The organism is Providencia burhodogranariea DSM 19968 (genome assembly GCF_000314855.2).
In the GTDB taxonomy this organism is placed as follows: domain Bacteria; phylum Pseudomonadota; class Gammaproteobacteria; order Enterobacterales; family Enterobacteriaceae; genus Providencia; species Providencia burhodogranariea.
Window position 1 is genome coordinate 173,402 of the sequence record NZ_KB233227.1, and the last position, 14,205, is coordinate 187,606.

At 39.3% G+C, this 14,205-nt stretch carries 14 protein-coding genes; 10 read left to right on the top strand and 4 right to left on the bottom strand.

Going from position 1 to position 14,205, the window contains the following annotated elements; all coding sequences use genetic code 11:
- The 3 genes from tatA to tatC are packed head-to-tail and all read left to right on the top strand — an operon-like array spanning position 1 to position 1,599.
- The gene (gene tatA / locus OOA_RS19310; protein ID WP_008913861.1) at positions 1-291 is read left to right on the top strand and encodes a twin-arginine translocase TatA/TatE family subunit; all 291 of its coding nucleotides are present in this window, start codon (positions 1-3) and stop codon (positions 289-291) included.
- A 3-nt stretch (positions 292-294) separates the two neighbouring features.
- Complete coding sequence (gene tatB / locus OOA_RS19315; RefSeq protein ID WP_008913862.1) at positions 295-834, top strand: Sec-independent protein translocase protein TatB; 540 nt, start codon at positions 295-297, stop codon at positions 832-834.
- A gap of 3 nt (positions 835-837) precedes the next feature.
- A complete protein-coding gene (tatC, locus tag OOA_RS19320; RefSeq protein WP_008913863.1) occupies positions 838-1,599 on the top strand; it encodes a Sec-independent protein translocase subunit TatC in 762 nt (253 codons plus the stop codon).
- Positions 1,600-1,674: 75 nt separating this feature from the next.
- Here the strand turns inward: tatC and OOA_RS20680 are convergent, their stop codons facing one another.
- Positions 1,675-1,836 (bottom strand): hypothetical protein, encoded by a 162-nt coding sequence (locus OOA_RS20680; RefSeq protein ID WP_158467581.1) that lies wholly within the window; start codon positions 1,834-1,836, stop codon positions 1,675-1,677.
- Between the two features lie 316 nt (positions 1,837-2,152).
- The gene (gene rfaH / locus OOA_RS19325) at positions 2,153-2,647 is read right to left on the bottom strand and encodes a transcription/translation regulatory transformer protein RfaH (RefSeq protein ID WP_008913864.1); all 495 of its coding nucleotides are present in this window, start codon (positions 2,645-2,647) and stop codon (positions 2,153-2,155) included.
- Positions 2,648-2,817: 170 nt separating this feature from the next.
- Between rfaH and pepE the strand changes: the two genes are divergently transcribed.
- The 3 genes from pepE (at position 2,818) to fre (ending at position 5,841) form a co-directional block, all read left to right on the top strand.
- Positions 2,818-3,543 carry a dipeptidase PepE gene (gene pepE / locus OOA_RS19330; RefSeq protein ID WP_008913865.1) on the top strand — a complete coding sequence of 242 codons (726 nt, stop codon included), beginning with the start codon at positions 2,818-2,820 and terminating at the stop codon, positions 3,541-3,543.
- 114 nt (positions 3,544-3,657) lie between these two features.
- Positions 3,658-5,130, top strand: a complete 1,473-nt coding sequence (gene ubiD, locus OOA_RS19335; RefSeq protein WP_008913866.1) for a 4-hydroxy-3-polyprenylbenzoate decarboxylase — start codon at positions 3,658-3,660, stop codon at positions 5,128-5,130.
- 9 nt (positions 5,131-5,139) lie between these two features.
- Positions 5,140-5,841 carry an NAD(P)H-flavin reductase gene (gene fre / locus OOA_RS19340; protein ID WP_008913867.1) on the top strand — a complete coding sequence of 234 codons (702 nt, stop codon included), beginning with the start codon at positions 5,140-5,142 and terminating at the stop codon, positions 5,839-5,841.
- Between the two features lie 495 nt (positions 5,842-6,336).
- Here the strand turns inward: fre and fadA are convergent, their stop codons facing one another.
- The gene (fadA, locus tag OOA_RS19345; RefSeq protein WP_008913868.1) at positions 6,337-7,503 is read right to left on the bottom strand and encodes an acetyl-CoA C-acyltransferase FadA; all 1,167 of its coding nucleotides are present in this window, start codon (positions 7,501-7,503) and stop codon (positions 6,337-6,339) included.
- Positions 7,504-7,507: 4 nt separating this feature from the next.
- Positions 7,508-9,700 carry a fatty acid oxidation complex subunit alpha FadB gene (fadB, locus tag OOA_RS19350; protein WP_008913869.1) on the bottom strand — a complete coding sequence of 731 codons (2,193 nt, stop codon included), beginning with the start codon at positions 9,698-9,700 and terminating at the stop codon, positions 7,508-7,510.
- 254 nt (positions 9,701-9,954) lie between these two features.
- On the opposite strand from fadB, the gene pepQ reads away from it, so the two are divergent.
- Genes pepQ through hemG form a run of 4 tightly spaced genes read left to right on the top strand, consistent with a single transcriptional unit; the run spans position 9,955 to position 13,923 of the window.
- Positions 9,955-11,289 carry a Xaa-Pro dipeptidase gene (gene pepQ, locus OOA_RS19355; protein WP_008913870.1) on the top strand — a complete coding sequence of 445 codons (1,335 nt, stop codon included), beginning with the start codon at positions 9,955-9,957 and terminating at the stop codon, positions 11,287-11,289.
- Positions 11,289-11,903 carry an IMPACT family protein gene (locus OOA_RS19360; RefSeq protein WP_008913871.1) on the top strand — a complete coding sequence of 205 codons (615 nt, stop codon included), beginning with the start codon at positions 11,289-11,291 and terminating at the stop codon, positions 11,901-11,903. Before pepQ ends, OOA_RS19360 begins: the two co-directional genes overlap by 1 nt.
- A 27-nt stretch (positions 11,904-11,930) precedes the next feature.
- Positions 11,931-13,382, top strand: a complete 1,452-nt coding sequence (trkH, locus tag OOA_RS19365) for a Trk system potassium transporter TrkH (RefSeq protein WP_008913872.1) — start codon at positions 11,931-11,933, stop codon at positions 13,380-13,382.
- Between the two features lie 16 nt (positions 13,383-13,398).
- Positions 13,399-13,923: a menaquinone-dependent protoporphyrinogen IX dehydrogenase gene (gene hemG, locus OOA_RS19370; protein ID WP_008913873.1), complete on the top strand. Its 525-nt coding sequence runs from the start codon at positions 13,399-13,401 to the stop codon at positions 13,921-13,923.
- Positions 13,924-14,205: the final 282 nt, after the last annotated feature.

Sequence of the window (14,205 nt, forward strand, 5' to 3'; positions counted from 1 at the left end):
ATGGAATCAACTATTGTAACGGCTGCATTTGGTAGCCCTTGGCAACTTATCATTATTGCCTTACTTATTATTTTAATTTTTGGCACCAAAAAACTGCGTTCTTTGGGTTCTGATTTGGGTGAGTCATTGAAAGGCTTTAAAAAAGCAATGAACGATGATGAAGCTGCCAAAGCTGCAAAAGAAGAGCAAGAAAAACAAGATGCTGATTTTGCAACTAAGAATATTACAGAACAACAGGCTGCTGAGAAAAAAGACAGCCCGGTTGAGAGCAAAAACAAAGAGCAGGGTTAAACCGTGTTTGACATAGGTTTCAGTGAGCTGCTGCTTGTTGCAGTTATTGGTCTGGTGGTATTAGGCCCCGAGCGTCTACCAGTGGCAGTGAGAACTGTTGCTGGTTGGATACGTGCTATGCGCTCTTTAGCGGCGAATGTGCAAAATGAATTGACTCAAGAGCTTAAATTGCAAGAATTGCAAGATACCTTGAAAAAAGTCGAAGAAAAAGCAGGGATGGAAGCACTTTCTCCTGAGCTCAAACAATCTATGGAAGAGCTTCGCCAAGCCGCACAATCTTTAAAAACAGGTTATCAATCGACCACAGATAGCGTTGAAAGTGAATTACAAAAAGCAAAAGAGTTAACTGAAGGCTATGATAGCGCGGTTAAAGATGCTCAAAGTAATATAACGCCAATGCAAGAGTCAGATCCTGATCCTGAATATGCAGCTAAAATGGCCGCGATTGTTGACGAGCCTGCTACGCCATCAGCACAAAATGATAGCGAGCAACAAAACGCTAAAGTGAAAAAAAACCCTAATCAGACAGAAAGCGAAAAATAAAACATGGCTGTAAATGATACACAACCACTGATTAGCCATCTCATCGAACTCAGAAAGCGGCTGCTAAACTGTTTGGTTACGGTTTTGATTGTTTTCGCCGCTCTAGCTTACTTTTCAAATGATATTTATCGGTTAGTTGCCGCACCGTTGATTGATAAGCTGCCTATTGGTTCTCAAATGAGTGCGACAGATGTGGCATCTACATTTTTTACTCCAATTAAATTAACGTTAATGGTATCAGTTTTCGTTTCGATACCCGTGATTTTATATCAAATTTGGGCTTTTATTGCGCCAGCGTTATATAAACATGAACGTAAATTGATGTTACCTCTGCTTGTTTCAAGCAGTTTCCTTTTTTATTTAGGAATGGCATTCGCTTACTTTGTTGTTTTCCCACTAGCATTTGGTTTTTTCGTTAAAACGACACCTGAGAGTGTTAACTTTATCCCAGATATTACTAAATATCTCAGTTTCGTCATGACGTTATTTATGGCATTTGGCGCCGCGTTCGAAGTTCCGATTGCCATTATTTTACTATGCTGGACTGGTGTAACGACACCTGAGTCACTGAAACGTAAACGACCATATATTTTGGTTGGCGCATTTATTGTGGGGATGTTCTTAACCCCTCCAGATGTTCTATCGCAAACCTTGCTCGCAGTTCCCATGTACTTACTCTTTGAGCTCGGCGTGCTTCTATCTAACTTTTATGTTGGTAAAGGCAGGCGTGGGCGTGAAGATGATGAAGAGAAAGAAGAGTCTTAAGGTTTTATGCTTGGTTGATGAAAAAAGCCTACTTAAGGTGGGCTTTTCTACATAATATGACCCGTCCTAAATAATTTATTTCCTCTGCGCTTTGGAGCGGCAAGCACGGCACCAGCTTTGATTCGTCGCACCAGAAGGCATGATTCTAAGCCCAAAATATTCTAAGAGCTCAGCTGAGGTTCGAACAGTTTTACCATAGTTTGGGCGAGAATGGGGGCGTTCTACTGAACCGGACATGTTTTTCTCCAAACTCTCCAAAAAGAATGTGTCTACTCCCCACTGCTATCTACTCCACATATATAAAGCCAGATGCTATGTGGTAATCAGAGTAGGCTGCTCACTCCATACTTATATACAGATATAAAAATAAATAAATCAACTTTTCGATGTGTTTAGTTAAATTAAATTCCTTTTAATTCAATTTATTATATTTTTATATTCAAAAGTAAATTATTTGAAAATGTAATGAGTATTTATTATTTTTAAGTTTTATTAATTATTTTTTTAATAGAAAAATCATATATTGCCATAATGTGGTTATCTTAAAATCGGGTTACTCAATTATTTTTTTAAATTGTGTATTATCAAGCACTTTAGCTACACTTTTATTTAAAATGTTAAGTAATAAAATAGAGCGTGCCTCACCATTTGATTCACTATAAATGGCTTGAATTCCTGTAAAAATGCCTTCAGTGATAAGCACATTATCCCCGCGAATAGGTGTTTCTGGCGCAACAATATGGAAGGGCTGAGCTTGCTGTAGTAATTCTATAATCTCATCGGGAACAACAGCAGGAAGTTGGCCAAAACGAACAAAATGGCTTACACCTCGGGTTGATTGTATTGTTGTAGTATGAATCTCATTATGATCAAATTTTACAAATAGGTAATTGGGAAACAGAGCTTCTTGCACTATTGCTCGTTTTCCTCTAATAATTTTTTCTATATCAGCCATAGGGGTTATGCAGGTAACATCTTGCCTATTTAAGTGCTCAATAGCTCTATCAATTTGCCCACGTTTACAATACAGCAGATACCACTTTTCCATTTTTCAAATCCAACACAGCAAAATTATGCTTATGATAACAAATTCATACATAAAAATGTGACTAATCATTAAAGTAAGAATATCATTGATAATCAGAGCCATATATCAAATCAATTGTAATTTGATATATGGCTTATCATAGTATAACAACTCATTATGTAGGAGCCAGCATGGAAATTTTTTTATTGAGTAATGGTAAGCTGCCAGATAACCCAGTATGGTTGAGCTATGCGTTACCTCGCATCAATGAAATGATTGAGCGTAAAAATATTAAGTCAGCAGTTTTAGTTCCTTATGCTGTTCTTCGAGGTTCTCATGATGAACGAGCTGAGCAGCTTAGCGATGCGCTAGGTATTAAAGTGACATCAATTGAACACTTTTCAAGCCCAGTAGAAGCTATTGAGCAAGCGGAATGTATTCTTGTTAGTGGTGGGAATACTTGGTGGCTGAATAAGTGTTTACATGAATATGGACTTATTGTTGCAATTCAACGTGCTGTTAGAGAGCGGGATGTGCCATATATTGGTTGGAGTGCGGGTTGTAACGTAGCAACACCAAGTATTCGTACAACTAATGATATGCCTGTGAGTAATGCCGCTATCATGCCATCTTTGGGATTGTTTCCACTACAAATTAATCCACACTATATTGATGCTCATATCTCAGGTCACATGGGCGAAACCCGAGATGAGAGACTACAAGAGTTTTGTGTGATTAATCCTCATGAAGTGGTTGTTGCTATGAGAGAAGGTAGTGGGTTACAAATTAAAGGCAATCAGCTGCATTATTTCAGCGGTAAAGGTGATGGCTTTAAACTATTTAAGCATAACCAAATATTTCCTGAACAGTTTGATACTTTATCATTAAAAGAACTTGTTCCTTTTGATTGCCAGTAAAATTAGATATTTACAAATATAAATATATTGTTCATCAATAGTTTTTATCGGTAACTTGTAACCTTGGCCGGACGTCTTATAATGAGACTCCCTCTGTAATAGTAAAAGATGATAATGAAATACCGTGACCTAAGAGACTTTGTTGCTCAGCTTGAAAAGCAAGGCGAACTAAAACGTATTACGATGGAAGTCGATCCTTATCTCGAAATGACAGAAATAGCTGATCGCACACTTAGAGCAGGGGGCCCAGCTTTATTATTTGAAAACCCAAAAGGTTATAACATGCCAGTTTTATGCAACTTGTTTGGTACAACTAAGCGGGTTGCCATGGGGATGGGGCAAGAAGATATCAAAGCCCTACACGATGTGGGTAAGTTACTGGCCTTTTTAAAAGAACCCGATCCTCCGAAAGGTTTTCGCGACTTATTTGATAAATTACCTAAGTTTAAGCAAGTACTGAATATGCCAGTAAAACGGTTGAGCTCAGCGCCTTGCCAAGAACAAATTTGGGCTGGCGATGATGTCGATTTGACGAAGATCCCTGTGATGCATTGTTGGCCAGAAGATGCTGCTCCACTGATTACTTGGGGCTTAACGGTCACGAGAGGACCAAGTAAAGAGCGACAAAATTTAGGTATTTATCGTCAGCAGGTGTTAGGTAAAAATAAACTTATCATGCGTTGGCTATCACATCGTGGCGGCGCGCTCGATTTCCAAGAGTGGTGCCAGCAACATCCGGGCGAAAAATTTCCTGTCGCAGTAGCACTTGGCGCTGATCCAGCAACCATTCTTGGTGCTGTTACGCCAGTACCAGATACCTTATCTGAATATGCCTTCGCAGGTTTGCTGCGTGGTAACAAAACTGAAGTTGTAAAATGTATCTCAAATGATCTTGAGGTACCAGCAGGTGCGGAAATTATACTCGAAGGATATATTGAACCTGATGAACTAGCCCCTGAAGGGCCATATGGTGACCACACTGGCTACTATAATGAAATTGATAGCTTCCCTGTATTTACTGTTACTCATGTAACTCAACGTCGTGATGCTATCTATCATTCTACCTATACAGGTAGACCCCCTGATGAGCCTGCTGTACTTGGTGAAGCATTGAATGAAGTATTGGTGCCTATTTTACAAAAGCAGTTCCCTGAAATTGTTGATTTTTACTTACCTCCAGAAGGGTGTTCATATCGCCTCGCTATTGTAACAATGAAAAAGCAATATGCAGGCCACGCAAAACGCGTAATGATGGGGGTCTGGTCTTATCTTCGTCAGTTTATGTATACAAAATTTGTCATTGTTTGTGATGATGATATTAATGCACGCGACTGGAAAGATGTGATCTGGGCTATAACCACGCGTATGGATCCTGCCCGTGATACTGTTATGATGGAAAATACGCCAATCGATTATCTCGATTTTGCCTCCCCTGTTTCAGGTTTGGGATCCAAAATGGGGCTGGATGCGACGAATAAATGGCCCGGCGAGACGAATAGGGAATGGGGCAAACCAATAGTTATGGATGAAAAAATAAAATCGCGTATCGATGATATATGGGAACAATTGAATATTTTTGAAAAATAAGAGGGATTCATGGCAACTTTGAGCTGCAAAGTCACATCTGTCGAGTCTATAACGGATACAGTTTATCGGGTTATCTTGTTGCCGGATGGTCCTTTTCATTTTAAGGCGGGCCAGTATCTCATGGTTGTAATGGACGAGCGAGATAAACGTCCATTCTCTATGGCGTCAACGCCTGCAAATAATGAAACAATCGAGCTTCATATTGGTGCTTCAGACATCAATCTGTATGCGATGGCGGTCATGGACAGAATTTTAGATCAACGCAGGATAAATATTGATATTCCACATGGCAAAGCTTGGTTTAGAGAAAATAGCCAAAACCCGATGATCTTAGTTGCTGGGGGTACTGGTTTTTCTTATACACATTCCATATTACTAGCGGCTTTAATGGAAAATCCTTCACGTGACATCACCTTCTATTGGGGGGGGCGTCAGCTGGAGCATCTATATGATCTGGGGGAACTTCAAGCCCTAAGTGAGCGTTATTCTAACCTTAAAATTATTCCTATTGTTGAGCAGCCGGATGAGCTTTGGAGAGGGCGGTCGGGAACAGTTTTAAGTGCTGTATTGGAAGATTTTGGAGATCTTTCTTCCTACGATATTTATATAGCAGGTCGTTTTGAGATGGCAAAAATTGCTCGAGAGCGTTTTTGTGTTGAGCGTAATGCAAAATCTGATCAGCTTTTTGGTGATGCTTACGAATTTATTTAAACTAAGTATGAATATAGGGCATTAACTGAATACGGTTTATGCCCGTAATACTCAAATTTGCATGGGGGGTGTTGTGAATTTAGTGCACTCAGTAGTCCGAATAACTTGATTTTCCCTGTTTAAAATCTTTTCCATCGTAAGCGTTATGTTTACTACGCGGATTCACATAATAAGTGAATAAACTCCCCTAAATTATAAATGGTGATATCTTACTTTATGATATTCACTGTTATCTATAAACAACAAGGTTTAATACAGAGTCAATCTGAGCTTTTCAAACAAGCTGAATAAATAAAAAGCCCGCCCCTGACTAGGCGGGAATGACGACAACATACAACAAAACTATGGAAATAAACGCGTTATACCCATCAGAACTCAAGCTACGTGAAATGTCTTGTAAATATAATTCTTCGTTCTGCTTCCTAATCACATATTTTATCTGTGTAAATCGAGATAGCCTCACTTAATGCCAGCATGCCTCTTGAATTAATTTATCTATATGCGTTCTATGATTGTAGCTATGCCTTGACCAAACCCAATACACATAGTTGCTAATCCAAATTGCTTATCTTGTCGCTCTAATTGATTCAATAATGAAGTCGTAATTCTCGCTCCTGAACAGCCAAGAGGATGGCCTAATGCAATAGCTCCTCCATTAAGATTTACTTTTTCATCAATTTGGCTTTCTGGTATTTTTAATCCTTTCAAACAGGCAATTGATTGTGCAGCGAAGGCTTCATTTAATTCAATGATATCTATATCGGCTAATGAGAGAGCCGCTCTTTTAAGCGCTAATTCCGTTGCAGGGACTGGGCCAAAACCCATAATTGATGGGGCACAACCGACAACAGCCATCGCGCGTACTCGTGCTCGCGGTTTTATACCATGCTCTTTGGCATATGTTTCGCTAGTAAGCAACATCGCTGATGCACCATCAGAAAGGGCTGATGAGTTGCCAGCCGTAACAGTTCCACTGACTGGATCAAAGGCTGGGCGTAGTGAAGCTAAGCTTTCAATACTGGCACCTAAACGTATAACCTCATCGTAATCAACAGCGAATAAATTACCGTTATTATCATGCCCTGCAATTGGCGCTATTTCATGCTTAAACTGCCCATTGTTAGTTGCTTGAGCAGCCCGTAGGTGAGATCTGAATGCAAAAGCATCTTGTTCTTCACGGCTAATTTTATACATTTTAGCGAGCATTTCCGCCGTTAGCCCCATAGCTCCAGAAGCTTTGGCTACACGTAATGTCAATTTAGGATTGAAATCAATACCATGAGTCATTGGAACATGGCCCATGTGTTCTACACCGCCTATTAATACAGAGTTTGCATCACCGGTCATAATAAGCCGGCTAGCATCATGAATCGCTTGCATAGATGAGCCGCATAAGCGATTAACTGTTATTGCGGGCACCGTATGTGGAATATCTGTCAGTAGAGCTGCGTTTTTTGCAATATTAAACCCTTGCTCAAGTGTTTGTTGTACACATCCCCAGATAATATCATTTAGATCTTTTTTGCTGGCATTTGGGTTACGTTCAAAAATAATATTCATGAGATGTGCGGAGAGGTCTTCCGCTCTAATATGGCGGAAAACTCCACCTTTTGAACGACCCATTGGTGTACGTATCCCATCGATAATAACGACATTTTCCATACTATTAGCCTCTCGAAATTTTTTTAATATCGATAGCCACTACGGGTGGCTGTTCATAATAACGGGCATTGATTTCTGATTTGACTTTCAGACCAGCAGGAACCTGATAAAGTGGACTTAAATGAGCGTAGGCTTCAGTATTTTTGGTATAAGATTGGCTGCCAATTGTATCTAAATAATGGAAGACACCGCCACGGAATGGAGGGAAGCCAAGACCATATACTAGAGCAATATCAGCATCTGCTGGACTCTGAACAATACCTTCTTCTAAACAACGAACAACTTCATTGATCATTGGAGACATCATTCGTGTAATGATCTCTTCTTTTGTAAACGTTCGTTTTTCTTTGCTAATCGACGCTAAAAGTTCATCTGTTGCTGGGTCATCAATTTTTTTAGGTTTCCCTTTTTTATCTTTTTCATATTGATAAAAACCCTTACCATTTTTTTGGCCGAAGCGTTGTTCTTCAAACATAACATCGATAGCATTCTTGCAATTTTTACTCATACGGGTTGGAAAGCCCTCTGCCATTACTTGTTCGGCATGAAAGGCGGTATCGATACCGACAACATCCAGTAGGTAAGCTGGTCCCATAGGCCAACCGAACTCTTTTTCCATTATTTTATCTATTTCTCTAAAGTCAGCTCCGTCTTGTAGTAATAAATTAAAGCCTGCAAAATAAGGGAAAAGAACTCTATTAACAAAGAAACCAGGACAATCATTAACAACGATAGGGGTTTTGCCCATTTTATTGGCATAGGCAACCACTTTAGCGATAGTGTCCTCAGAGGTTTTTTCACCACGAATAATTTCTACTAACGGCATTCGGTGTACTGGATTAAAAAAATGCATACCGCAAAAATTTTCTGGACGTTTTAATAATTTAGCGAGCAAAGTAATAGGAATTGTTGATGTATTTGATGCGAGGATAGTATCTGGTTTTAATAATGGCTCGACCTCAGCCAATACAGCTGATTTTATTTGTGGGTTTTCAACGACTGCTTCAATGATAATCTGTGCATTTTCAATACCTGAATAAGAAAGAGAAGGGCGGATTGACGCGAGTGTTGTAGCCATTTTTGAGGCGCTAATTCGTCCTCGTTCAAATTGTCCATTTAATAGCTTATGCGCTTCCTCAATACCTAAATCTAATGATCTATTATTAATATCCTTCATCAGTACTGGAACACCTTTACTTGCAGATTGATAGGCAATACCTCCACCCATAATTCCTGCGCCAAGTACTGCAGCATATTGAGGTGTTTCAACATTACGCGAAAGTTGTTTACTTGCTGATTTAATCTGCTGATCATTGAGAAAAATACTGACGAGTGAACGAGCTACATCGCTCTTTGCCAGAGGAATGAATGCCTCTGTTTCATGTTTAAGCGCTTCATTACGAGTGCAATTCGCGGCTTTTTCAATAGTATTTACAGCAACCATTGGTGAGGGATAATGCTTTCCTGCAACCTTATATACCATGCCTTTAGCCACATTGAAGCTCATAGTTTGCTCTAAAGCGCTAAGTTGTAATTGCTGTAGCTTAGGCAAACGTCTCTCTTGCCAACTTATAGCACCTGAGATAGCCGATTCGATAAGTTCAAGTGCTGCTTGTGATAATTTATTTATCTCAACAATTGCATCGATTAAGCCAAATTTTAAGGCAGTAGCACTGCTAACATCTTTCCCGGCAGTAATGATCTCTAAAGCGCTATCTAATCCTATTAACCTTGGTAAGCGAACAGTACCACCGAATCCAGGCATGATGCCGAGTTTAGTTTCAGGTAAACCGATACGCGCATCTGGGGTAGCAATACGAAAATCAGTTGCTAGGATACATTCACAACCCCCCCCTAAGGCATAGCCATTAATTGCGCTGAGGGTTGGAACAGGCAAATCTTCAATACGGTTAAAAATACTATTGGCATAACCTAACCATTCATGCAAAGTTTCTACTGGGGCGTTAAAAAGAGAAAGAAACTCTTTAATATCTGCGCCAACAATAAAAGCGGGTTTGTCAGATCTTAAAATCACGCCTAACAACTCTGATTGTTGTTCAAGAACAGTCACCGCTTCATCAAGTGAAGTAACGGTATGAGTATCCAACTTATTTATTGAAGCAGGTGAGTTAAAAACGAGTTCTGCAATACCTGTTTTCAACCATTGAACATAGATCGTTTCACTTTGATAAAGCATGCCGCTCTCCTTATGATTATTTACTCATCTGGTACGACCAGATGAATTGAGTGTGACTAGAATGTTAAAAAAATGCAAATAAGCAATAACAAAACTGTAACGCTGATCACAGCAATCAAAGGCTATATCTAGGTGGTGGATAGTATTTTATTTAAAAATCAAATTGTTATTCTGTTGTTTGTTTGAACGCATACCCGTAAAATAAAGAACGTGTTAAGCTTGGATTTTCTAATAAAGCTGAAAGGTTGAATGAAATGGAAAAACTGACTGCACTCTACGCTGAACATATTAAAACTTTGCAAACAACGACTCAGCAAGTCTTACAACGCAGCAAGCTAGATGCCATACTGATTCATTCGGGTGAACCTCAACGTATTTTCCTTGATGATAGTAATTATCCCTTCAAAGTGAATCCTCATTTCAAAGCATGGGTACCTGTAATTGATGTTCCACATTCATGGTTACTAGTCGACGGGGTGAATAAACCTAAGTTATGGTTTTACTCACCAGTTGACTATTGGCATCGTGTTGAACCTTTGCCAAATAGTTTTTGGACTAAAGAAATTGAGTTGATTCATTTAAAAAATGCAGATGATATTAGCGAATTTTTAGCAAATGTATCTAAGGAACATATTGCTTATATTGGTTCCGCTCATGCACGAGCGGAGTCATTAGGCATTCGCCAGCAAAATATTAATCCTAAAAATATTATCGATTTTTACCATTATCATCGTTCATATAAAACAGACTATGAAATGTACTGTATGCGCGAAGCTCAAAAAATGGCAGTAAATGGTCATTTATCTGCTTTTGAGGCTTTTCAAGCAGAGATGAGCGAATTTGATATTAATATCAGCTATTTGCAAGCAACAGGTCACCGCGATACTGATGTTCCTTATGGAAATATTGTCGCACTTAATGAAAATGCAGCTGTATTGCACTACACCAAATTGGAACAGCGAGCACCAAGCGAATTTAGAAGCTTTTTGATCGATGCAGGTGCAGAATATAACGGCTATGCTGCCGATATAACACGTACTTATGCTGCAAAAAATAAAAATGATTTTGCTGCACTGGTTTTTGATCTGAATAAAGAGCAACTCTCGTTGATTGATAAGATTAAAACAGGTGTACGCTATACTGATTACCATGTAGATATGCATCATCGAATTGCTAAACTATTAAAAAATCATTCGATAATTAAAGGTATTAGTGAAGATACTATGGTAGAACAAGGCCTGACGACTCCTTTTTTACCTCATGGTCTAGGTCATTCATTAGGCTTACAAGTTCATGATGCTGCAGGTTTTATGCAGGATGAAGATGGAACATTGCTTGCTGCTCCTAAAATGTATCCTTTCCTTCGTTGTACCCGCGTATTAGAGCCAAGAATGGTTGTCACTATTGAACCAGGTCTTTATTTCATTGAATCATTATTATCTTCTTGGCGTACAGGTGAGTTTAGCCAACACTTCAATTGGGATAAAATTGAACAATTCAAACCATATGGTGGTATCCGCATTGAAGATAACATTATCATTCATCATAATCGGGTCGAAAATATGACGCGAGATTTGCAATTACCGTAATGAAACCTTATTTAATTCCGGCTGAATCCATTTCTTTTACAGAAGAAATCAAAAAAAGTCGTTTTATTACATATCTTGCACATACTGAGGGTATTGATGCGGCAAAGGACTATATTCAATCCATTAAAGCTCAGTACCCTGATGCCCGGCACCATTGCTGGGCATTTGTTGCAGGGCGCCCAGATGATTCCCAGCAATTGGGTTTTTCAGATGATGGAGAGCCTACAGGTACGGCGGGTAAGCCAATTATGGCTCAATTACTCGGTAGTGGTTTGGGTGAGGTTACTTGCGTTGTTGTACGTTATTTTGGTGGTATAAAGCTTGGAACGGGCGGTTTGGTCAAAGCTTATGGTAATGGAACCCAGCAGGCGCTGAAACTATTACCAACACAAACCAAAGTACCCCAAAAGTTTTTTCATTTAATTTGCGATTATTCGTTTATTAATAATATTGAGCAATTAGTTACACAGGCCAATGGAATGATTTTACACAGTGATTACAGCGAAGCGGTCTCTTTGCGTATTGCAATTCCTGCTACCCTAGAACAAGAAGTCAATGATAAATTACGTGATATGAGCCGCGGATCTTTAGAGCTTATACCTGAATCTGAATAGTCAATTGGTTAGCAAGGAACCTGCCGAATGCATTTTCGTGCAATAACCCGTATTGTCGGGTTGCTCGTCATTATCTTCTCTTTTACCATGGTAGTCCCTGGTATTGTCGCACTTATTTATCGTGATGGAGCTGGCCGTGCATTTAGCCAAACTTTTGTTGCGGCTTTAGTCATTGGTTTGCTTTTATGGATCCCAACACGTAATAGTAAGCACGAACTAAAAGCAAAAGAAGGCTTTCTGATTGTTGTCTTGTTTTGGACAGTTTTGGGCAGTGTAGGGGCTTTGCCGTTTATTTTTTCTGAGAAGCCAAATCTTTCCGTAACTGATGCATTTTTTGAATCCTTTTCTGGACTGACTACTACAGGGGCCACAACTCTAACTGGTCTAGATACCCTACCTAAAGCGATTTTATTTTATAGACAGATGCTACAGTGGCTAGGAGGTATGGGAATCATCGTACTTGCCGTAGCGATACTCCCATTATTAGGGGTAGGGGGAATGCAGCTCTATCGAGCAGAAATGCCTGGGCCACTGAAAGATAATAAAATGCGCCCACGTATTGCTGAAACAGCGAAAACACTTTGGCTTATATATGTATTATTGACAATTGTTTGTGCTATCGCGCTATGGATTGCGGGAATGGATGTGTTTGATGCTATCTCTCATAGTTTTTCAACTATCGCAATTGGTGGGTTTTCAACACATGATGCTAGTATTGGTTATTTTAATAGCCCAGCAATTAATACCATCATTGCGATTTTCTTGATTATCTCAGGCTGTAACTTTGGTTTGCACTTTGCAGTTTTAACGGGACGTAGCCTAGGTATTTATTGGCGTGATCCTGAATTTAAAACTTTTATCTGCTTTCAGTTAGTCTTAGTTATTATATGTCTCCTCGTCTTGCTCTATCATTCGGTATACGACAGTTTCGGGCAAACATTGGATCAAGCATTTTTCCAAGTTGTTTCGATGGCAACTACAGCCGGTTTTACTACAGATAGTTTTTCTGGTTGGCCACTATTCTTACCGATGCTTTTATTATGTGCGGCATTTGTAGGTGGTTGTGCTGGGTCAACGGGGGGAGGGCTTAAAGTTATTCGTATCTTATTATTGTTTCTTCAAGGCTCCCGCGAATTAAAAAGATTAGTTCATCCTAATGCGGTCTATACCATTAAATTAGGGCAAAGAGCATTACCGGAAAGAATTATTGAGGCCGTGTGGGGATTCTTTTCGGCATACGCGCTAGTCTTTATTGTCAGTTTATTACTATTAATTGCTACAGGGGTTGATGAGTTTTCAGCATTTTCAGCTATCGCAACAACCTTAAATAACTTAGGGCCAGGGCTTGGAACTGTAGCGGATAATTTCACATCAATGAATCCTGCTGGGAAATGGATTCTTGTCGTGACGATGCTATTTGGTCGTCTTGAAGTCTTTACATTATTAGTACTATTCACACCAACGTTCTGGCGCGATTAAATAGATAGGATTAAAAATGAGTTACTTACTATTACATTCAAGTACTGATGGGCAAACGAAGAAGATCATTTTAAAAATAGCTGAACAGCTACGAAGCATGGGGCGTCAATGCGACATTCGAGACTTAAATACTGAAAAAAATCTCAATATCTCAGCGTATAATAAGGTTTTGCTCGGTGCATCGATCCGATATGGCCATTTCAATAAAGTGTTAATGCGATTTGCCATTACGCATCAAAGCCAATTGAATTCTTTAAAAACGGCTTTCTTCAGTGTAAACCTGACGGCAAGGAAGGGAGGAAAGGATACTCCTGAAACGAATGTCTATACACGTAAGTTTTTAGAGAAGAGTCCATGGCAGCCAACGTTGACATCAGTCTTTGCTGGTGCACTGTTTTATCCGCAATATGGTTGGTTCGATAAAACGATGATCCGCTTTATTATGAAGATGACTGATGGCCCTACTGATCCAAGTACTGAGATTGAATATACCGATTGGGAAAAGGTAAATAAGTTTACGGTTGATTTTGATAGACTATAGCGTGTATTTTCAACAAAAAGCAGCAGTTTTGAACGATTTGTTTAATGTTTCAGCGCTTGAAATAAAATGATAAAAAAACACTTGCTAGAATCTTAAGACTCCCTATAATGCGCATCCGTTGACACGATAAACCGCTTCGGTGGTCAGGTTTGAGAAAGAACCTAGTGTGAACAGAGGTGAAAAAGAAAGAAAAAACTTGAAAATAAGTTCTTGACTTTCTGATAGAAAAGCGTAATATACGACACCTCGCGACAACGACCACTAAGTGTTAAATGCACGGTC